Genomic DNA, 20393 nt, shown 5'->3' with positions numbered 1-20393 from the left:
CCCACCTCGCCCGCCATGCTGCGTTATATCCTCGGCAAGCTCGCCCTCATCATCCCGACCTTCATCGGGATAACCATCCTCGCTTTTGGCTTCGTGCGCATCCTGCCCGGTGATCCGGTGCTGGTGCTCGCGGGCGAACGTGGCCTGTCGCCCGAACGTCACACGGCGCTGATGCACCAGTTCGGTTTCGACCTGCCGATCTGGCAGCAATATCTGACCTATCTGACCAACATCCTCAGCGGCGATTTCGGCACCTCGTTTTCCACCAAGACGCCGGTGCTCAAGGATTTCCTGGTGCGGTTCCCGGCAACGGTCGAACTCGCCATCTTCGCCATGATCTTCGCCGTCGTCTTCGGCGTCGCCTTCGGCATCTTCGCCGCGATCCGCCGTGGCTCCTGGTTCGACCAACTCACCATGGGCACCGCGCTGGCCGGCTATTCCATGCCGATCTTCTGGTGGGGGCTGCTGCTGATCATCGTCTTTTCCGGCACGCTGCACTGGACGCCGGTCTCCGGCCGCATCGACCTACTCTACTTCTTCAAGCCGGTGACCGGCTTCATGACCATCGATTCCCTGATTTCCGGGCAGAAGGGCGCATTCCGTTCGGCGGTGTCGCACCTCATCCTGCCGACCATCGTGCTCGGCACCATCCCGCTGGCGGTCATCGCCAGGCAGACGCGCTCGGCCATGCTCGAAGTGCTGGGCGAGGATTATGTTCGTACCGCGCGTGCCAAGGGCCTGGCGCCGCGCCGCGTCATCGGCCTGCATGCCTTCCGCAACGCGCTGATCCCGGTCGTCACCACCATCGGCCTGCAGGTCGGCACGCTGCTCACCGGCGCCATCCTGACCGAGAGCATCTTCTCCTGGCCAGGCATCGGCAAATGGATGATCGACGCCATTTCCAAGCGCGACTATTTCACCGTCCAGGGCGGGTTGCTTCTGATCGCGCTGATCGTCATGTCGGTGAACCTCATCGTCGACGTGCTCTACGCCGTCATCAACCCGCGCATACGGGCCAATTGACATGACCAACGAAGGCCCAGCCACCGTCGAAGCCGCCACCGTCGTCAAGCCGCAGGACGCGCGGCTGCAGATGTTCGCGGAATTCTGGCATTACTTCTCCATCAACAAGGGCGCGGTGATAGGCCTCTTCGTCTTCGCGCTGCTGATCCTGGTCGCGCTCTTCGCGCCGCTGCTCGCCCCGCATTCGCCTGACGATCAGTTCCGTGACTTCTTCCTGACGCCGCCGGCCTGGCAGGCGGGCGGCAATGCGCAGTTCCTGCTCGGCACCGACGCCGTCGGCCGCGATATGCTGTCGCGCCTGATCTACGGCTCACGCTTCTCGCTGGCCATCGGCTTCGTCGTCGTGACCACGGCGCTGATCTCCGGCGTCATCCTCGGCCTGCTCGCCGGTTATTGCCGCGGTTGGGTCGATACGCTGATCATGCGCATCATGGACATCATCCTGGCCTTCCCGTCGCTGCTTCTGGCGCTGGTGCTGGTCGCGGTCCTTGGCCCTGGCCTCGTCAATGCCATGATCGCCATCGCCTTCGTGCTGCAACCGCATTTCGCGCGGCTCACCCGCGCCGCCGTGATGGCGGAAAAGAACCGCGAATATGTAATCTCGGCCAAGGTTGCCGGCGCCAGCCATCTCAGGCTGATGCTGGTTACCATCCTGCCCAACTGCATCGCGCCTTTGATCGTCCAGGCGACGCTGTCCTTCTCCAACGCCATTCTCGAGGCGGCCGCGCTCGGCTTCCTCGGCATGGGCGCGCAGCCGCCGACGCCGGAATGGGGCACCATGCTTGCCGAAGCACGTGAGTTCATCCTGCGCGCCTGGTGGGTGGTGACCTTCCCCGGCCTCGCCATCCTGATCACCGTCTTCGCCATCAACCTGATCGGCGACGGTCTGCGCGATGCGCTCGACCCCAAGCTGAAGAGGTCGTGAGCATGCCCCTGCTCGAGATCAAGAACCTCACCGTTTCCTTCGACACCGCGGCCGGACCGTTCATGGCCGTGCAAGGCATCGACCTTTCGATCGAACCGCGCGAGGTGCTGGCGATCGTCGGCGAGTCCGGTTCCGGCAAATCGGTGTCGATGCTGGCGGTGATGGGGCTGTTGCCCAATACGGCGACGGTCAGGGCCGACCGCATGGCCTTCGACGGCGTCGATCTGTTGAAGCTCAGTCCGTCCGAACGGCGCAAGATCGTCGGCAAGGACATTTCGATGATCTTCCAGGAACCGATCGCCAGCCTTAATCCGTGCTTCACGGTCGGCTTCCAGATCGAGGAGGTTCTGCGCTTCCACATGGGCATGGATCGCGCTCAGCGCCGGGCGCGGGCCATCGAACTGATGAAGCTGGTCGGCATTGCCGATCCGGAGGAACGGCTGAGCTCGTTTCCGCACCAGATGTCGGGCGGCCAGTGCCAGCGCGTCATGATCGCCATCGCCATTGCCTGCAATCCCAAGCTGTTGATCGCCGACGAGCCGACGACCGCGCTCGACGTCACCATCCAGAAGCAGATCCTCGATCTCCTGGTCTCGTTGCAGGCCAAATACGGCATGGGCCTGATCATGATCACCCACAATATGGGCGTGGTCGCCGAGACCGCCGACCGCGTCATCGTCCAGTACAAGGGCCGCAAGATGGAAGAGGCCGACGTGCTGTCGCTGTTTGAATCGCCGAAGAGCAACTACACGCGCGCGTTGCTGTCGGCTCTGCCGGAAAACGCCGTCGGCGACCGGCTGCCGACCGTGTCCGACATGCTGTTCGAGCCGGCTCCCTCTGCCGCGGGAGCCTCCGCATGAGCACTACGGTTCTCGAAGGCAAGAACATCGTTCGCGACTATCACATCGGCGGCGGCCTGTTCACCGGACCGCGCACCGTGCATGCGGTCAAGGGCGTCTCCTTCACCGTGGACAAGGGCAAGACGCTCGCCATCGTCGGCGAAAGCGGCTGCGGCAAGTCCACGCTTGCCCGCATCATCACGTTGATCGATCCGGCGACGGCGGGCGATCTGTTCATCGACGGCAACAAGGTCGACATCGCCAGGGGCGGATTGACCAAGGAGATGCGCCGCAAGGTGCAGATCGTCTTCCAGAACCCCTACGGCTCGCTCAATCCGCGCCAGAAGATCGGCGACGTGCTGGGCGAGCCGCTGCTGATCAACACCGACAAATCGGCCGCCGAGCGGCGTGACCTCGCCATGAAGATGCTGAAGAAGGTCGGCCTCGGTCACGAGCATTACAACCGCTATCCGCACATGTTCTCGGGCGGCCAGCGCCAGCGCATCGCCATCGCCCGCGCGCTGATGTTGAACCCGAGCCTCTTGGTGCTAGACGAGCCGGTCTCAGCGCTCGATCTTTCGGTGCAGGCGCAGGTGCTCAATCTGCTCGCCGACCTGCAGGACGAATTCCAGCTGACCTATGTCTTCATCAGCCACGATCTGTCCGTGGTGCGCTACATCGCCGACGATGTGATGGTGATGTATTTCGGCGAGGCGGTCGAATACGGCTCGCGCGACGAGGTGTTTTCCGACCCCAAGCACAGCTACACCCGGACGTTGTTCGCCGCGACCCCGCGCGCCGACGTCGCTTCGATCAAGGCGCGGTTGGCGAAGAAGAAGGCGGCCGCCTGAGGCTGCGAGCCGCAGCCGTCAGGCGCCCTTCGTCCATCAGGACAGCTTTGCGATGATGGCGCGCAGCGCCTCGCCGAAGCGGTGGATCTCCTCGACCGTGTTGTAGTGGACCAACGAGGCGCGGATGGCGCCGCTGTCCATCGACAGGTTGAGGCGCTTCATCAGGCGTGGCGCGTACATGTGGCCGTCACGGATGCCGATCTGCATCTCGGCCATCTCCTCGACGATCCTTTGCGGCGACAGCTTGCCGATGTTGAAGCAGAAGGTCGGCACGCGCTCGTTGATGCGCGCCTCGTCCGCGACGCCGTAGATGGTCGCGCCGCAGCCCTTGAGCACGCCAAGCATCTCGCGCGCCAGAACCAGCTCGTAGTCGCGGATTGCTGTCATGCCGGCAACGATGTTTTCGCGCCGCGAGCGATTGTTGGAGGGCGCGAGATTGCGGCCGATCAGTTCCAGATACTGCACGGCCGCGTCCATGCCGGAGACATTCTCGTAGATGAAGGTGCCGGCCTCGACCTTGTAAGGTGGTTCGTCCGGAATGAAATCCTCGCGGAAGGTCGGCAGCCGCTTCAGCGTGTCGAAGCGGCCCCAGAGGAAGCCCATATGCGGCGAGAAGTTCTTGTAGCCGGAGCAGACGAGGTAGTCGCAATCCCAGGCCTGCACGTCGATCAGCCCATGTGGTCCGTAATGCACGCAGTCGAGGAACACTTCGGCACCGGCCGCATGCGCGATCTTGGCCACGGAAGCCACATCGACGATCGAGCCGATCGAATGCGCCGTCACCGTGCAGGCGACGAGGCGGGTGCGGTCGGAAACCAGCGGGCGCAGATCGTCGACATGCAGGTTGCCGTCCTCGCGCATGCGCCACCACTTGAATTTCGCCCCGGCCGATTCCAGCGCCAGCCAGGTGGCGATGTTGGCGTCATGGTCCATGTCGGTGATGACGATCTCGTCGCGTTCTCCAAGCATCTGGCCAATGCCGAGGCTGACGAGGCGGATGAAGGAGGTGGCGTTCATGCCGAAGCAGATTTCCGCCGGGCTGTAGGCGTTGATCAGCAGCGCTACGCTTGTGCGGGCATCGGCGACCGACTGGTCGACGGTTACGCTGCGGCCATAGCGGCCGCCGCGCTGCACATTGTGCGAGACAAGGTGGTTGGTCACCGCGTCGAGCACGCTCTGCGGAATCTGCGCGCCGGCGGCGTTGTCCAGGAAGATGAAATCGCCGGCCCGCTGCAGGGCGGGAAACATGGCCCGGATTGTGGCGACGGGGAAGCCGTCGGTGGCGTGGGGATTGCTCAAGGGATGTCTCCTGCGGAGTGCTATGGCGAACGGTCTGATGGTCAGCGCGTCTTTTCGGTCTTGAAGCGGGCTTCAAGCAGGCTGACGAGGCGCACCATCGGCCAGAGGAAGATGAGATAGACGAGTGCCGCGCCGATCAGCGGCGAGGGGTTGGCGTAGAGCGACTGCGCGTTGGTCGCCTCCTTCAAGAGTTCCGGCAGCGCCACGGTCGAGGCGAGCGAGGTGTCCTTGAACATCGAGACGCAGTTGCTGGTCATCGGCGGGATGACCACGCGCACCGCCTGCGGCAGCACCACCTTGCGCAAGGTCAAAAGGAACGGCAGGCCGAGCGCTTGCGACGCCTCGAACTGGCCGCGCGGAATGCTCTCTATGCCGGATCGGAAGACTTCCGCCGAATAGGCCGACATGATGATGGCGAACGCCGTCACCGCGGACGCCCAGGACGACAGGCGTATGCCGAGGAAGGGCAGCGCGTAGTAGATCAGGATCAGCACCACCAGCACCGGCAAGGCGCGGAAGATGTCGGTGTAGCCGACGGCCAGCCACCGCAGCGGCTTTGGCGCATAGAGCCGCAGCAGGCTGATCACCAGGCCGATCGGAATGCCGATGCCGATGCTGAGCAGGCCGAGCAGCAGCGTGTTCAGGAAGCCGCGCAGCAGCGCGGGCAGGCTCGACGCGATGACGTCGGCGTTGAAGAAGGTGTCGATCAGCGACATGGGAGCGTTCCCGAACCGTTTTGCGTCCCGTGACGCTGGAGCAGGGCCCGGAAACACCGAAAGCGGCTTTGCCGCGCTGACCTGTGGCTCCGGGGAAGGATCATCAATGAAAACGAGGCGTGCCGGCCTTTTGAGCCGGCACGCCCCTGTTCTCGGTCGCCGCTCAGGCCTTCGGCATCGGCATTTCCTTGACGGTCGACGAGTCGGCCGGCGCGTCGCTGCCGAACCACTTCTTGTGGATCGCGGCCAGCGTGCCGTCCTTCTTCATCGCCGTCAGCGCGTCGTTGAGCTTGCCGAGCAGCGGGTGGTCCTTGGTCATCATCAGTCCGTACTGTTCGCCGGTCTTGATGCGCTGCTTCACCTTCAGGTCCTTCATCTTGGTGAAGGAGTATTCCATGCCCGGAATGTCGCTGACGGCGGCATCGACGCGGCCGGCGCTGAGGTCGAGCAAAAGGTTCTGCTGCGTGTCATAGCCCTTCACGTCGCTGAAGCCATCGGCTTCCTGATGCGCCTTGACCCAGGTCTCGCCGGTCGAGCCGGACAGCACGCCGACGATCTTACCCTTGAGGTCGGCCTCGGTGTTGACAGCGCTATCGGTCTTGGTGGCGATGCCCATGTCGGAATCATAATAGGGCTGCGTGAAGGACTGCGACTTCAGCCGCTCCGGGGTGATGGTGATCGAGGAGATGGCGACATCGATACGCTTCGAGGTGGTGGCCGCGAACAGCGCCTGGAAGCCGAGATCGGCGATGTCGGTGGTCATGCCGATGCGCTTGGCCGCTTCGTTGACGATATCGACTTCAAAGCCCTCGAAAGTGCCGCTCTCGTTCTTGTATTCGAAGGGCGGATTGGTCGGGTAGGCGCCGACATTGAGCACATCGGCGGCATAGGCGGTGGCGGGGCCGGCGGCGATGCCGATGGCTGCAGCGAGCAGGATGAGATTGCGACGGGTGAGCTTCATTGGTCGTCCCTCTGGGGTATTCCCTCTGGTTGTTGATCGGGCGGGCTGGCCCCGCACGGTTTCTTGCCGTCCCACCTCCCAGCGGGGCGTCAATTCATGGCAGCGACCATGCGGTCGAGCGCGGTCGCTATCTGGTCGCGGTCACGGCAGACGCACATGCGCAGGAATGCCGTCGCCGAGCTTCCAAAGAGATGGCCGGGCGCCAGCCCGACGCGCGCCGTCTCCAGGATTTTGGCGCAGGCGCGACTGGCATCGCTTTCGCCTTCCATGGCAAAGAAGGCATACATGCCGCCACGCGGTTTCGTCGGCAAAATGACGCCCGGAATCTGTGCCAGCCTGATATAGGCGAGGTCGAGGCCGGTTCTGATCCGCTGCCGAATTTCTTCGACCAGTGGCTCGCCCTGGCGAATTGCGGCAACGGCGCCAGCCTGGATAGGAGCGGCGGTGCCGCTGTTGACGTATTGGGTCATGGCGCCGAGCTGGTCGGCCACTCCCGATGGATGCGTCAGCCAGCCGATACGCCAGCCGGTCATGGCCCAGGCCTTGGAGAAGCTGTTGACCGACAGCACCCGGTCGCCGTCCTCGGCGATCTGCAGGATCGAGGGCGCGACGTCGCCGTCGAGATAGAGCCGGCCATAGACCTCGTCGGAAATGATCCAGATGCCGGTGCGCCGGCTGAAATCAAGCAGGGCCTGCATCTCCTCGGCCGAGGCGGTCCAGCCGGTCGGGTTGGACGGCGTCGACAGGAAGATGGCGCGGGTGCGGGCGTCGCAGCTGGCGAACAGCCTGTCGAGGTCGAGCCGCCAGTCACCCTCGAAGTCGAGCGAAAACGGCCGTGGCTCGCCGCCGATCAGGTGGATGGCGTTGTGGATGTTGGGCCATTGCGGCGCGACGTAGACGACGTTGGTGCCGGTATCGACCAGCAGTTCCAGTGCAAGGTATAGCGCCTGCATGCCGCCCGGCGTGACGGTGGTTCGTGTGATCGGAATCGGCCGGCGGTGGATGCGCGTCTGGTATTCCGACAGCGCTTCATTCAGAGCCCCGAGCCCGCGCATGTTCGGCACGTAGAAAGTCTGACCTTCGTCGAAGGCCGCCTTGGCCGCGTCGCGGATGAAGGCGGGCGTCACCATGTCGCCTTCGCCGTACCAGAGCGCGATGACGTCGCCCAATTCACGCGCGCGCACGGCAAGGTTGGCGATGTTTTCGGTATGGAGATCACGGATCTGCGCGCGGACGCCATCAAAAGCATAGCGCGCGCTGGACGATGACTGGGGCAGCATGAACGACAAGGACTGAACCCCTCCCACCCGAAGCACTGCGATGAACTGGCCGGCAACCCCTCCGGCATCGCGGTCGCCATCGATCCTTGGATGCTATCCAAAGTGCGGCACTTTTCAAGGCGAAAGTTTTAAGCTTAAAAAGTTTGGGCGGCCTGTTGCCCTGCCAATACGCCTTTTTTGCCCCGATGCGCACGTTTCATGCCAATTCGTCGCGCGCGGCGGCAAAGTTGGCCGCCGCGCCGGCACCCAGAAACATCGTGTCGCTGGCCAGCACGAAGAAACTCGCACCGATGGCTGCCCAACGGCCGATCGTCTGTGGACTGGCGCAAAATATGCCTGCTGTCTTGCCATGTGCGATCGTGGCAGAAATGATCGTCCGGATCGCCGCATTGAGCTTATCGGCGCCTTGCGGTCCGATCGCGTCGATCGACACCGAAAGGTCGCCGGGGCCGACGAAGATCACGTCGACGCCGTCGACCGCCGCGATCGCGTCGATGTTGGCGAGCCCCTCCGCTGTCTCGACCTGGACCGCGACGACGGTTCTGTCGTTGGCACCGGCAAGATATTCGGGAATACGATAGCCATAGCCGGCGGCCCGACCGGGTCCGACGCCTCGCTCGCCCTGTGGCGGATAGCGCGAGGCTTTCACTGTTGCTTCGGCCTGGGCAGCGGTCGAGACGCGCGGCACCAGCACGCCTTGCGCGCCGCTGTCCAGCGCCGCCTGGATGGCTTCCGGCGCATGGCCGGGAACACGCACCATCGCCGGCACGCGATGCACGTCTGCGGCTCGCACCATGGTCTCGATCATGTCGCGCGAAATCTGGGCGTGCTCCCAGTCGATGCAGAGGAAGTTGAGGCCGGATAGCGCCATCACTTCGACCGCAACGGGATGGGGAATGGCGGCAAAGGAACCGACGAGGCCCGTCTTGCCGAGGCATTTCTGGCGGAACTCGCTCATGTCCATCCTCTTTTTCGACCTGCCCAAATCCATATCCGCAAACGACCGCGAGGCGAAGCTATTTCAGGCTTGAAATATTCTGGCGCGGGCCTAGCGTGTAGCCTCCCGCCACGAGTTCCCGAGATGATCAAAGCGCATCCCTTGCACCGCCCGAACAAACTGAAGCTCGGCGTCTTCTCGACCAATGCCGACGGGGGGCTTGCGATCACCGATGTGCCGGAACGCTGGACGGCGAGTTGGCAGGACAATCTGACGGCGGCGCAAATCGCCGATCGCGCCGGGCTGGAGTTTCTGCTGCCGATCGCCCGCTGGCGCGGCTTTGGCGGCCGCAACAAGGTGCGCGAATGGTCGTTCGAGACCTTCACCTGGGCGGCGGCTCTGGCGGTGGCCACTGAACAGATCGGCCTGTTCATGACCGTGCATGTGCCGCTGGTGCATCCGCTTTATGCCGCCAAGGCGCTGGCGACCGTCGACCACGTCAGCCAGGGTCGCGCCGGCCTCAACATCGTCTGCGGCTGGAACCCGAAGGAGTTCGGCATGTTCGGCACGCCGCTCGTCGAAAAGGGCTACGACCAGGCGGCCGAATGGATCGAAATCCTCGAAAAGCTTTATGCCTCTCCCGAGCCTCTCGACTATGAAGGCACCTACTATCGTCTCAAGGAAGCGGTCAGCCGGCCGGCCAGTGTGCAGACCCCGCGTCCGGTGACCATGAACGCCGCATTCGGCGGTCCGGGCCGCGATTTCGCCGCCGCCCGGTGCGACTATCTGTTCACGACTTTTTCCGAAATGAGCGATGCCGGCAAACATGTCGCCGACATCCGCGAACGGGCCGGCAAGGTCGGCCGCGATGTCGGTGTCTATACGGTGGCGCATGTCGTCTGCCGCCCGACGATGGAAGAGGCGCGGGCCTACTATAACAGCTACGCGGTCGAACTGGCCGACCATGACGCGGTCGATGCCCATATGGCCGGCAAGAAGGAATTCTCGCAGTCGCACGACCCGCACGCCTATGACCGCTACCGCCAGCGCTTCGCCGGCGGCGCCGGCACCTATCCCCTGATTGGAACCCCGGAAACGATCGCCGCCGACATGGCCGCCATTGCCGGCCACGGCTATCAGGGCATCGCGCTTTCCTTCGTCAACTACACGCAGGAGCTCCCCTATTTCTGCGACCACGTGCTGCCGCTGCTGAGGCAGGCAGGCCTTCGCGGGTAATGACGACAGATTAATCCGGTATGACCGCGGTCGCCTGGATCTCCACCTTGGCGCGATCCTCGACCAGTGCCACCACCTGCATGGCGGCCATCGCCGGAAAATGCCGGCCGATCACCTCGCGATAGGCTTCGCCGATGCCCCTGAGATTGGCCAGATATTCGGTCTTGTCGGTGAAATACCAGGTCATCGAGGTGATGTGCTGAGGCGTGGCGCCCGCCTCCGCCAGTACCGCAACGATGTTTTCCAGTGTCTTTTTCACCTGGCCGACAAAGTCGTCGGTCTCGAACTGGCACTGCCCGTTCCAGCCGACCTGTCCGCCGACGAAGATGAGACGCCCACGCGCCGCGACGCCATTGGCGTAGCCGACCGGTTTGGCCCAGCCTTGCGGCTGCAGAATCTCATGCATTTCAAGCCTCCCCGTATTCCAGAAACCAAGTGTCAAAATTGAATGCCGTCAATGCCGCTGTCAGCCCGCGCTCATCACTTGCCTGGCGATGACCACCTTCTGCACGTCGGATGCGCCCTCGTAGATGCGCAGGGCGCGGATCTCGCGATACAGGCTCTCGACGATATGGCCCTTGCGGACGCCGTCGCCGCCATGCAACTGCACCGCTTTGTCGATCACATCTTGCGCCTTGTCGGTAGCGAACAGCTTGGCCATCGCCGCCTCGCGCGTGACCCGCGCCGCGCCCATGTCCTTGGTCCAGGCGGCGCGGTAGACCAGAAGCGCCGCCGCGTCGACGTCGAGCGCCATGTCGGCGACATGCCCCTGCACCATCTGCAATTCGGCCATCGGCGCGCCGAACAGTTTGCGCTCGGCCACCCTTTTGATGCTTTCATCGAGCGCCCGGCGGGCAAAGCCGAGCGCTGCTGCGCCAACCGTCGAACGGAACACGTCCAGCACCGACATGGCGATGCGGAAGCCGTCGCCGGGCTTGCCGATCAAAGCCAAGGCCGGCAGCCGGACCTGGTCGAAGGACAACCGCGCCAGCGGATGCGGCGCGATCACTTCGAGGCGCTCGGCGATGCCGAGGCCCTTGGCATCACCCGGCACCAGGAAGGCCGAGATCCCCTTGGCGCCCGGCGCCTCGCCGGTGCGGGCAAAGACGACATAGAGGTCGGCGATGCCACCATTGGAAATCCAGGTCTTCTCACCTGTCAGGATGTAGCTGTCGCCATCGTGGGTCGCCGTCATCTCGGTGTTGGCGACATCCGATCCCGACCGCGGCTCCGACAGGGCAAAGGCCGATATCGCCTTGCCGGCACGCGTCTTGGCCAGCCATTGCTGCTGGTTCGGTGTGCCGAACAGGCTGAGCGCTCCTGTGCCCAGTCCCTGCATGGCGAAGGCGAAATCGGCGAGCCCGTCATAGCGCGCCAGCGTCTCGCGCGTGATGCACAAGGTGCGCACGTCGAGCGGCCCCGGATTGTCGGTGTCAACAGCCGTCGGCTTCAGCCAGCCGTCGCGGCCGAGCTTCGCCACCAACTCGCGGCAGGCGGCGTCGACATCATGGTGATCGACCGGCAGGTTCTTGGCGCACCATGCCTCCAGGCGCTCGGCCAACTCGCGATGACGGTCTTCGAAGAACGGCCAGTTGAGGAAACTCTTGTCAGCCATCAATTGCCCTCGAACATCGGCTTTTCCTTGGCCACGAATGCGTTGTAGGCGCGTTCGAAATCGCGCGTCTGCATGCAGATCGCCTGCGCCTGGGCTTCCGCCTCGATGGCCTGGTCGAGGCCCATCGACCATTCCTGGTTGAGCTGCGTCTTGGTGATGCCGTGGGCGAAGGTCGGGCCGGAGACGATGCGCGCCGCCATGTCGAGCGCGTCGGCTTCGAGCGCTGCCGCATCGACCAGCCTGTTGTAGAAGCCCCAGCGCTCGCCCTCGGCCGCCGTCATGGTGCGGCCGGTGTAGAGCAGTTCGGCGGCGCGGCCCTGGCCGATGATGCGCGGCAGGATCGCGCAGGCGCCCATGTCGCAGCCGGCCAGGCCGACGCGGGTGAACAGGAACGCGGTCTTGGCTTCCGGCGTGGCGATGCGGATGTCGGAACTCATGGCGATGATGGCGCCGGCGCCGACCGCGACACCGTCGACCGCGGCAATGATCGGCTTGCCGCAATTCAGCATCGCCTTGACGAAATCGCCGGTCATGCGGGTGAAGGCCAGAAGCTGCTTCATGTCCATCTTGACCAGCGGGCCGATAATATCGTGGACATCGCCGCCGGAGCAGAAATTGCCGCCATTGGAGAGGAACACCACGGCGTCGACATCGTCGGCATAGACAAGGTCGCGGAATGTGTCGCGTAGTTCCGCATAGCTGTCGAAGGTCAGCGGGTTCTTGCGCTCCGGCCGGTCGAGCCGGACCTTGGCGATCCTGCCCTCAACCTCCCAGAGGAAATGTTTCGGCTTGAGGCCGGCCATTCCGGTCATTCGCGTCCCTCCCAGTTGCTGCGGAACGAGGTCAGCATGCCGGTCAGCCGGCGCGCATCTTCCTCGCTGACCTTGCCCAGCAATTCGCCGATCCAGCCCTCATGCGCCGCGGCGATGGTGGCGAAGGATTTGGTGCCTTCCTCCGTCAGCCGCACCATCGAGGTGCGGCGGTCGCCATTGCGGCGGGCGCGGGCGACCAGCCCTTCCGAAACCAGCCGGTCGACAATGCCGGTGACATTGCCGTTGGAGACCAGCAGGAAGCGCGACAGGTCGCTCATCAGCATGCCTTCGGGGGCGCGGTAGAGGGCTGCCATCACATCGAAGCGCGGCAGGGTCGTATCGAATTCCTTCTTCAGGCGCTCGCGCAGTTCGGCCTCGATCGTGCGCGAGGCACGCAGCAGCCTGATCCACAGGCGCAGCCTGTCCTTGCCGGGTCCCGACGGTGCGGGCAGGGGGCCGGCTACCATGTCTCGCCTCCTGAGATCGAAATTGCCTGTCCGGTGATCGATGCCGCCGCGTCGCCGCACAGCCACAGCACGGCGGCGGCGATCTCTTGCGGCTGGATGAAGCGGCCTTGCGGGTTGGTCGAGGCGAGGCTTGCCCGCGCCTCACCGGCCGAGCGGCCGGTCTTTTCGATGATGCGCTGGATGGACTCCTCCAGCATGTCGGTCTCGACGAAGCCCGGGCACACGGCGTTGACGGTGACGCCGGATTTCGCCGTCTCGGCGGCAAGCGCCCGCATCAGCCCGACGACGCCATGCTTGGCCGCGACATAAGGCGCCACATAGGCGTAGCCCTTCAATCCCGCCGTCGAAGCGATGAACACGATGCGGCCTGCCTTGCGCGCGGCCATCCCGGCCAACGCCGGCTTCACCGTCAGGAAGGCGCCGGTCAAATTGACGTCGAGCGTCTTCTGCCAGTCGGCGAGCGTGGTCTTGTGCGCCGGCGTGCTGCCGGCCATGCCGGCATTGGCGACGACGATGTCGAAGGCCCCGCGCGCGGTTTGCGCCGTCTCGTAGAGCGCGGCTATCGCCGCCTCGTTGGTGACATCGGCGGCGATGGCGAAGATGCGGTCGCTTTCGCCCGCAACCTTGGCAAGCTCGGCTTCACGGCGGCCGCAGATGGTCACATTGATGCCAGCGCCAGCCAGTGCCAGGGCGATGGCCCGGCCGACGCCGGAGCCGCCGCCGGTGACCAGCGCGTGCTTGCCGGGGATCGCTGTTGCGGCAGTCATACTTTCAGCCCCGCGGCCGCATCGCGCTCCGCCAGCCGGTAGAGCTGGTCACGCCCCGGCAGGTAGGGATCGGGCCATTTGACGCCGCGGTCACCAAGCGTCACCGCCGCATGCAGCGTCCAGTAGGGGTCGGCAAGATGCGGCCGAGCCAGCGCCACCAGGTCGGCGCGGCCGGCCATCAGGATCGAATTGACATGGTCCGGCTCGTAGATGTTGCCGACCGCCATCGTCGCCATGCCGACCTCGTTGCGGATGCGGTCGGAAAAAGGCGTCTGGAACATGCGACCGTAGACCGGCTTTGCCAATGCCGAAGTCTGGCCGGCCGAGACGTCGCAGATGTCGACGCCGGCTTCTTGCAGCAGCCGCGCGATCTCGACCGCGTCGGCCGGTGTCACGCCTTCGATGCCGACCCAGTCATTGGCCGAGATGCGCATCGAGATCGGCTTGCCTGCCGGCCAGGCGGCGCGCACCGCGTGGAAGATTTCGAGGGGATAGCGCATGCGATTCTCAAGCGAGCCGCCATAGGCGTCCGTGCGCCGGTTGGTGACCGGCGTGATGAAGGACGACAGCAGATAGCCGTGCGCGGCATGGATCTCCAGCATGTCGAAGCCGCAGCGGTCGGCCATCTCGGCCGAAGCCACGAACTGGTCGCGCACCAGATCCATGTCGGCGCGGTCCATCGCCTTCGGGACCTGGTTTTCGGGCGACCATGCGACGGCCGATGCGGCCATGATCGGCCAGTTGCCCGAGGCCAGCGGCACGTCGGTGCCTTCCCAACCCAGCCGGGTCGAACCCTTGGCCCCGGAATGGCCGATCTGCGCGCAGATCTTGGCCTCGGTCTCGGTATGGACGAAGTCGACAAGCCGCTTCCATGCCACCTCGTGCTCAGGCGCGTAGAAGCCGGGGCAGCCCGGCGTGATGCGCCCTTGCGGGCTGACGCAGGTCATCTCGATATAGACGAGGCCGGCGCCGCCCTTGGCGCGCTCGGCATAGTGGGTGAAATGCCAGTCGGTCGGGCAGCCGTCGACGGCCTTGTACTGCGCCATCGGCGAGACGACGACGCGGTTGTTGAGCCTGAGTTCGCGCAGCTTGAACGGCGCGAACATCGGCGCGCGGCGCAGCCTGTTGCCGCCGGCACCCGCCTGCCGCTGGAACCATTCCTCCGCGCCGCCCAGCCATTCGGCATCGCGCAGCCGCAAATTCTCGTGGCTGATGCGCTGCGAGCGTGTCAGCAGCGAATAATTGAACTGCACCGGGTCGAGGCCGAGATAGCGCTCGACCTCCTCGAACCATTCGAGCGAATTGCGCGCCGCCGATTGCAGCTTCAGCACCTCGGTGCGGCGGGCATCCTCATATTTACGGAACGCCGCATCGAGATCCGGCTCGGTCTCGACATAGTCGGCCAGCGCCACGGCACTTTCCAGCGCCAGCTTGGTGCCTGAGCCGATCGAGAAATGCGCCGATGCGGCGGCGTCGCCCATCAGTGCCAGGTTCTTGTACGACCAGCGCTCGCACAGCACGCGCGGGAAATTGATCCAGGCCGAACCCCTGATATGGTTGGCATTGGTCATGAGCGCATGGCCGCCGAGATGCTTGGCGAAGATGCGTTCGCATACCGCGATGGATTCCTGCTGCGTCATCGCGCCGAAGCCGAAGGCAGCCCAGGTCTGCTCGCTGCACTCGACGATGAAGGTCGCGGTGTCGCTGTCGAACTGGTAGGCGTGCGCCCACACCCAGCCATGCTCGGTCTTCTCGAAGATGAAGGTGAAGGCGTCGTCGAATTTCTGGTTGGTGCCGAGCCAGACGAACTTGCATTTGCGGGTGTCGATATCGGGCTTGAAGATGTCGACAAATGTGTTGCGCGCCCTGGAGTTCAGCCCGTCGGCGGCGACGACCAGGTCATGCGTCTCCATGTATGGCCTGGGGTCGGCGATATCGGTCTCGAACATCAGCTTGACGCCGAGTTCGCGGGCGCGGCGTTGCAGCAGGATCAACAGCCGCTTGCGGCCGATGCCGCAGAAGCCGTGGCCCGACGAGACCGTGCGCACGCCGTCATGGATGACGGCAATATCGTCCCAATAGGCAAAATGTTTCTTGATCCAGACGGCGCTGACCGGATCGTTCTTCGCGAGATTGTCGAGCGTTTCGGCCGACAGCACCACGCCCCAGCCGAATGTGTCGTCGGCGCGGTTGCGCTCAAACACCGTCACATCGTGGGCGGCGTCCCGGAGCTTCATCGAAATGGCAAAGTAGAGGCCGGCTGGTCCGCCGCCGAGAACCGCAACCTTCATGTGTGCGATCTCCTCTTCGCTTGCTGTGACCTCAAGTATCGCGCCGGCGGCAAGATATTTCAAGCTTAAAGTTTTATATCGAAATCATTGTGCTGATATTGGGCAGCGCGCTTGCGTCTCGAGCCGCAAGCGCGCGCCTGATGTCACTTCTCCGGATTCTTCGGGCTCCACAGCACGGTCTCGGCACCCTTCTCATAGGCCATGCCGTCGGGATAGCTGATCGCTTCCAGTTGAAGTCCCCAGGGCGCCTGGAAATAGAGAATGGTCTGGCCGGCGGCGGGGCCTTCCTTGACCGGCAAGGGGCCCATGCGCGTCTTGACGCCCTTGCCGTCGAGATAGGCTTTCGCCGCAGCGACATCATCGACATAGAAGGCGATGTGAAAACCGCCAATGTCGCTGTTCTTAGGCGTCAGGTTCTTCTGGTCGGGGGCGGTGTATTTGAACAGCTCGATGTTCGATCCATAGCCGCAACGAACCATGGTGACCTGTTCGATGACAGCCTTGGGATCGACGCCCAGAAGATCCTGCATGAAGGTGCCCTTGTCGTCGGCGAACGGGCCGAAGGACATCGCCTTCTTGCAGCCGACCACTTCGGTGAAGAAGTCGACCGCCTGCTTCATGTCGGGAACGGTAATGCCGGTGTGATCGTGCCCGCGCATGCCGGGGATCGAATCCGCCGAGGCCATGCCGGCGCTGCCAAGGACAGCGGCGGCGAGCGTTGCGTTTCGAAGTATCGTTTTCATGTCAGTCCTCTCCATTGGCGGGACCTGGTTGTTTGCCGGTCGCACGTCCGAGGCCCGCTTTTCGGCGTGCTTATGCAATCATGGCGGCGCCTTGCCGGCGGAAGGGATGTCCAGCCAGCCGGCATCGATCTCGGGCAGCGGAATGGCTGCGATGAGATCGCGCGTGTAGGCCTTTCCAGGGTTGTCGAACAAGGCGTCGGTGGCGCTGGCTTCGACGATCACGCCTTCGCGCATGACGATCACTTGCCGGCACAGCCGACGGATGACGGACAAATCGTGGCTTATGAAGGCGACGGTCAGGCCCATCTCCGCCGCCAGCTTTTCCAGAAGGGTGAGGATCTGCGCCTGTGTCGACACGTCGAGCCCGGAGACGATCTCGTCGGCCAGCACGAATTTCGGCGACAGCGCCAGGGCGCGCGCAATGCCGACCCGCTGGCGCTGGCCACCCGACAGTTCGTGGCGATAGCGGCCGGCGAAGCTCTGCGGCAGCCCGACGCGCTGCAGCGCCTCGGCGACACGTTCCTTGAGCCTGTCGTCAAGCCCGTTCTGCTTGAGCGGCGCGGCGATGATGCTGGCGATGGTGCGGCGCGGATTGAGCGACGACATCGGATCCTGGAAGATCATCTGCAGGTCGCGGCGCAACGGCCGCAACTCCGCTTCCGGCAGATGCGTGATGTCGCGGCCATCGAAGCTGATCGAGCCGGCGCTGGGTTCCAAGAGCCGCACCAAAGCGCGGCCAAGCGTCGACTTGCCGGAACCGGATTCGCCGACAATTCCGGTCACCGAACCCCTGGGCAGGTCGAAATCCAGGCCTTTCAAGATCTCGGCCAAGGGTGCGCGGCCGATCAGCGGTTTGCGTGTCATGTCGGGCAGCGCGACCTTCAGCCCGCGCACGGAAAACAGTGGGTCAGTCATGGCTTGGCCTCCACGCCTGGTCCGCCGCCGCGATCTCCGCCGCAAGTCCGGCCAGCACCGCTTCGTCCACCGGTTTCAGCGAGGCGAATGGATCGGTGTAGCGCGGCGTCGCCGCCATCAGCGCGCGCGTATAGGGATGCTGCGGCGCCGCGAAGAGAGCGGCCGTCTCAGCCTCCTCCACCACCTTGCCGGCATAGAGAACCGAGACCTTCTGGCTGATCTTGGCGACGACGCCGAGATCATGGGTGACGAACAGGATCGCGGTGCCGTGCTCGCGCTGCAACGCAGCGATCAGCCGCAGGATCTGCTTCTGCACGGTGACGTCGAGCGCCGTGGTCGGTTCGTCGGCGACGATCAGCCGGGGTTCGGCGGCGAAGGCGGCGGCGATCAGCACGCGCTGACGCATGCCGCCGGAGAGCTCGTGCGGATAGCTTTTCAATACGCGGTCGGGGTCACGGATCTGCACCTCGTCAAGCAAGTGCCGGATGCGGGTGTCGGCCTGGTCGCCGCTCCAGCCAAGAATGCGCACCAGCCGATCGGTCATTTGCGGGCCGATGCGGCGCGACGGGTTGAGCGCGGTCAGCGGGTCCTGCGGGATCAGCGCGGTGCGGGCGCCGATCAGCGTGCGCCGTGCCTTCGGTGGCATCTTGCCGAGGTCTTCGCCCTCGAGCAGCATATCGCCTTCGACGATACGCACGCTGGACGGCAGCACGCCGAGCACCGCCTTGCCGATCATCGTCTTGCCGGCGCCGCTCTCGCCGACCAGGGCGCGGACCTCGCCGGGCTGCACGGCAAGCGAGACCGAGCGCAGCACGCGGGCGCCGTTCGGCAGCACCGCGCTGAGATTGGCGATGTCGAGACAGGCGTTCATCGCAGCACCGGGTCGAAACGCGCCTTCAGCGCTTCGCCGAACTGGCTGAACGACAGCACGGTGAGGATCAGCGTGATCAGCGGAAAAACCAGCACCCACCAAGCCTGGTGGATCGACAGCCGGCCCTCGGCGATGAGGCCGCCCCAGGTTGGATCGTCGGTCGAGATCGACAGGTTGACGAAGGACAGGATCGCCTCGACGATGACGGCGATGCCCATCTCCAGCGACAGCAGCGCCACGATCGACGGCACCACATTCGGCAGCACTTCGCGCAGCATGATGCCGATGCGGCCATAGCCGGCGATGCGGGCATTCTCGACATAGTCCATGCGCGACTGGCCCATCGCCTCCGCGCGGATCACCCGGCAGAAGCGCGTCCAGTCGATGATCGCGATGGCCAGGATGACGGAACTGATGCCGGTGCCCAGCACGGCCACCAAAAGGATGGCGAACAGCACCGGCGGAAACGCCATCCAGACATCGACGATGCGCGAGATGATGCGGTCGGCCCAGCCGCCGAAATAGCCCGCGATCAGCCCGAGCGTCGAGCCGACCAGGCAGGCGGCGATGGCCGCGGCAAAGGCGACGATGAAGGCGATGCGGCCGCCGAAGATCAGCCGGGACAACAGATCGCGGCCGAGGCTGTCGGTGCCCAGCCAATAGCCCGGCTCGGCGCCATCGAGCCAGAACGGCGGCAGTCGCTCCAGCATCAGATCCTGTGCCAGCGGATCCTGCGGCGCGACAAGCGGCGCGAAGATCGCCGCCAGCAGCGCCAGCAGCAGCCAGCCGCCGGCGAGCCACAGCCTGGGGCTCAGTCCGCGTCTTGTGGCTCTATCCATGGCGCAGCCTCGGATTGAGCAGCGCATACATCATGTCGACGGTCAGGTTGATCAGCACGAACAGCAGCGCGAAGACCAGCACGATGCCCTGTATCAGCGGCAGGTCGCGGTTGATGACGGCATCGATCGCCATGTTGCCGAGGCCTTCATAGGAAAACAGCCGCTCGACGATGACGGTGCCGCCGATGAGGAAGGTGAACTGCACGCCGACCAGGGTCAGTGTCGGTAGTGCGGCGTTCTTCAGCGCTTCGCGCAGGATCACCTGCGTCTCGGAAAATCCTTTCACCCGGGCCAGCACGACATAGTCGAGGTCGAGCACTTCCTTCAGCGACTGCTTCAGCAACTGCGCGATGATCGCCGCCAGCGGCAACGCCAGCGCCACCGCCGGCATCAGCATGTGTTTCAACAGGTCCCAGGTCAGGTCGAAGCGCAGCCGAAGCAGGCTCTCGAAGAAATAGAACTGGGTGACGAAGGGCAGGTCGAGCTGTGGCGAGACCCGGCCGGAAATATCGAAGATCGGCACCAGCACGCCGAACAGCAGGATCAGCACCAGCCCCCACAGGAAATCGGGAATGGAAAGCGCGGCGCCGCTGGCGATGTCGATGCCGGCTTCCACCGCCGTGCCACGTTCGCGCGCGCCGAGCATGGCCGTGGTGCCTCCAAGCACCACGGCCATGACCAGTGCGACGATGGCCAGCTCCAGCGTCGCCGGCAGCCGGTTGAAGACGAGGCCGAGCACGTCTTGCCGCAGCGAGATCGAGGTGCCGAAATCGCCGCGCATCACGCCGGACAGCCAGATGAAGAATTGTTGGATGATGGTCTTGTCGAGGCCGTAGAGCGCGCGCAGCCGGGCGATGTCGTCATCCGTCGCGCCGGGCGGCAGCATCATCGCGATCGGATCGCCTGGCGCGACGCGGATCACGACGAAGACGACGATCGCCACGCCGAACAGCGTGATCAGCATCGTCAGCAGACGGATCAGGAATCGTTGCAGGAGCATGTAAAT

At 64.4% G+C, this 20393-nt stretch carries 21 protein-coding genes; 5 read left to right on the top strand and 16 right to left on the bottom strand.

Annotated elements, in window-relative coordinates:
* Positions 1-15: 15 nt before the first annotated feature.
* The 4 genes from AC07SZ_RS24540 to AC07SZ_RS24525 all read left to right on the top strand — a co-directional run bounded on the left by AC07SZ_RS24540 (position 16) and on the right by AC07SZ_RS24525 (position 3638).
* Positions 16-1023: an ABC transporter permease subunit gene (locus tag AC07SZ_RS24540; RefSeq protein ID WP_056569725.1), complete on the top strand. Its 1008-nt coding sequence runs from the start codon at positions 16-18 to the stop codon at positions 1021-1023.
* A gap of 70 nt (positions 1024-1093) precedes the next feature.
* Positions 1094-1948, top strand: coding sequence for an ABC transporter permease subunit (locus AC07SZ_RS24535; RefSeq protein WP_171883339.1), 855 nt, complete (start codon positions 1094-1096; stop codon positions 1946-1948).
* A 2-nt stretch (positions 1949-1950) separates the two neighbouring features.
* Entirely contained in the window at positions 1951-2808 is an 858-nt protein-coding gene (locus tag AC07SZ_RS24530) for an ABC transporter ATP-binding protein (RefSeq protein ID WP_056569729.1), read from the top strand.
* Positions 2805-3638, top strand: a complete 834-nt coding sequence (locus AC07SZ_RS24525; RefSeq protein WP_056569731.1) for a dipeptide ABC transporter ATP-binding protein — start codon at positions 2805-2807, stop codon at positions 3636-3638. Before AC07SZ_RS24530 ends, AC07SZ_RS24525 begins: the two co-directional genes overlap by 4 nt.
* A 36-nt stretch (positions 3639-3674) precedes the next feature.
* On the opposite strand, the gene AC07SZ_RS24520 is transcribed toward AC07SZ_RS24525, so the two are convergent.
* The 5 genes from AC07SZ_RS24520 to AC07SZ_RS24500 form a co-directional block, all read right to left on the bottom strand.
* The gene (locus tag AC07SZ_RS24520) at positions 3675-4937 is read right to left on the bottom strand and encodes a cysteine desulfurase-like protein (RefSeq protein ID WP_172371026.1); all 1263 of its coding nucleotides are present in this window, start codon (positions 4935-4937) and stop codon (positions 3675-3677) included.
* 41 nt (positions 4938-4978) lie between these two features.
* Entirely contained in the window at positions 4979-5653 is a 675-nt protein-coding gene (locus AC07SZ_RS24515; RefSeq protein WP_056569735.1) for an amino acid ABC transporter permease, read from the bottom strand.
* 163 nt (positions 5654-5816) lie between these two features.
* A complete protein-coding gene (locus AC07SZ_RS24510) occupies positions 5817-6614 on the bottom strand; it encodes an ABC transporter substrate-binding protein (RefSeq protein ID WP_202324738.1) in 798 nt (265 codons plus the stop codon).
* An 89-nt stretch (positions 6615-6703) separates the two neighbouring features.
* Positions 6704-7894, bottom strand: coding sequence for a pyridoxal phosphate-dependent aminotransferase (locus tag AC07SZ_RS24505; protein WP_494916291.1), 1191 nt, complete (start codon positions 7892-7894; stop codon positions 6704-6706).
* A 196-nt stretch (positions 7895-8090) separates the two neighbouring features.
* Positions 8091-8852: an HpcH/HpaI aldolase family protein gene (locus tag AC07SZ_RS24500; RefSeq protein WP_494916228.1), complete on the bottom strand. Its 762-nt coding sequence runs from the start codon at positions 8850-8852 to the stop codon at positions 8091-8093.
* A gap of 123 nt (positions 8853-8975) precedes the next feature.
* Here AC07SZ_RS24500 and AC07SZ_RS24495 point away from each other — a divergent pair, with 123 nt between their 5' ends.
* Complete coding sequence (locus AC07SZ_RS24495) at positions 8976-10067, top strand: LLM class flavin-dependent oxidoreductase (RefSeq protein ID WP_494916227.1); 1092 nt, start codon at positions 8976-8978, stop codon at positions 10065-10067.
* Positions 10068-10077: 10 nt separating this feature from the next.
* Here AC07SZ_RS24495 and AC07SZ_RS24490 read toward each other — a convergent pair whose 3' ends face one another.
* From AC07SZ_RS24490 to AC07SZ_RS24440, 11 genes are all read right to left on the bottom strand, one after another.
* Complete coding sequence (locus AC07SZ_RS24490) at positions 10078-10473, bottom strand: RidA family protein (protein ID WP_494916226.1); 396 nt, start codon at positions 10471-10473, stop codon at positions 10078-10080.
* 60 nt (positions 10474-10533) lie between these two features.
* Entirely contained in the window at positions 10534-11682 is a 1149-nt protein-coding gene (locus AC07SZ_RS24485) for an acyl-CoA dehydrogenase family protein (RefSeq protein WP_056569748.1), read from the bottom strand.
* Entirely contained in the window at positions 11682-12494 is an 813-nt protein-coding gene (locus tag AC07SZ_RS24480; protein WP_494916224.1) for an enoyl-CoA hydratase family protein, read from the bottom strand. Before AC07SZ_RS24480 ends, AC07SZ_RS24485 begins: the two co-directional genes overlap by 1 nt.
* On the bottom strand, positions 12491-12961 hold the full coding sequence (locus AC07SZ_RS24475; protein WP_056569752.1) for a MarR family winged helix-turn-helix transcriptional regulator: 471 nt from the start codon (positions 12959-12961) through the stop codon (positions 12491-12493). Before AC07SZ_RS24475 ends, AC07SZ_RS24480 begins: the two co-directional genes overlap by 4 nt.
* Positions 12955-13728 carry an SDR family NAD(P)-dependent oxidoreductase gene (locus tag AC07SZ_RS24470; protein ID WP_056569754.1) on the bottom strand — a complete coding sequence of 258 codons (774 nt, stop codon included), beginning with the start codon at positions 13726-13728 and terminating at the stop codon, positions 12955-12957. Before AC07SZ_RS24470 ends, AC07SZ_RS24475 begins: the two co-directional genes overlap by 7 nt.
* On the bottom strand, positions 13725-16019 hold the full coding sequence (locus AC07SZ_RS24465) for a bifunctional salicylyl-CoA 5-hydroxylase/oxidoreductase (RefSeq protein WP_494916223.1): 2295 nt from the start codon (positions 16017-16019) through the stop codon (positions 13725-13727). Before AC07SZ_RS24465 ends, AC07SZ_RS24470 begins: the two co-directional genes overlap by 4 nt.
* A 143-nt stretch (positions 16020-16162) precedes the next feature.
* Entirely contained in the window at positions 16163-16762 is a 600-nt protein-coding gene (locus AC07SZ_RS24460; protein ID WP_494916221.1) for a VOC family protein, read from the bottom strand.
* Between the two features lie 78 nt (positions 16763-16840).
* On the bottom strand, positions 16841-17677 hold the full coding sequence (locus AC07SZ_RS24455) for an ATP-binding cassette domain-containing protein (RefSeq protein WP_494916219.1): 837 nt from the start codon (positions 17675-17677) through the stop codon (positions 16841-16843).
* Complete coding sequence (locus AC07SZ_RS24450) at positions 17670-18548, bottom strand: ABC transporter ATP-binding protein (protein ID WP_494916218.1); 879 nt, start codon at positions 18546-18548, stop codon at positions 17670-17672. Before AC07SZ_RS24450 ends, AC07SZ_RS24455 begins: the two co-directional genes overlap by 8 nt.
* Positions 18545-19414, bottom strand: coding sequence for an ABC transporter permease (locus tag AC07SZ_RS24445; protein ID WP_172371011.1), 870 nt, complete (start codon positions 19412-19414; stop codon positions 18545-18547). The genes AC07SZ_RS24450 and AC07SZ_RS24445 overlap by 4 nt, the downstream gene beginning before the upstream one ends.
* A complete protein-coding gene (locus AC07SZ_RS24440) occupies positions 19380-20387 on the bottom strand; it encodes an ABC transporter permease (RefSeq protein ID WP_494916216.1) in 1008 nt (335 codons plus the stop codon). The genes AC07SZ_RS24445 and AC07SZ_RS24440 overlap by 35 nt, the downstream gene beginning before the upstream one ends.
* Positions 20388-20393: the final 6 nt, after the last annotated feature.

It is taken from the genome of Mesorhizobium sp. GW821-FHT07A06, from assembly GCF_059419085.1.
Note: the sequence above shows the minus strand (reverse complement) of the source record. Positions and strands in the feature narration are given on the sequence as shown.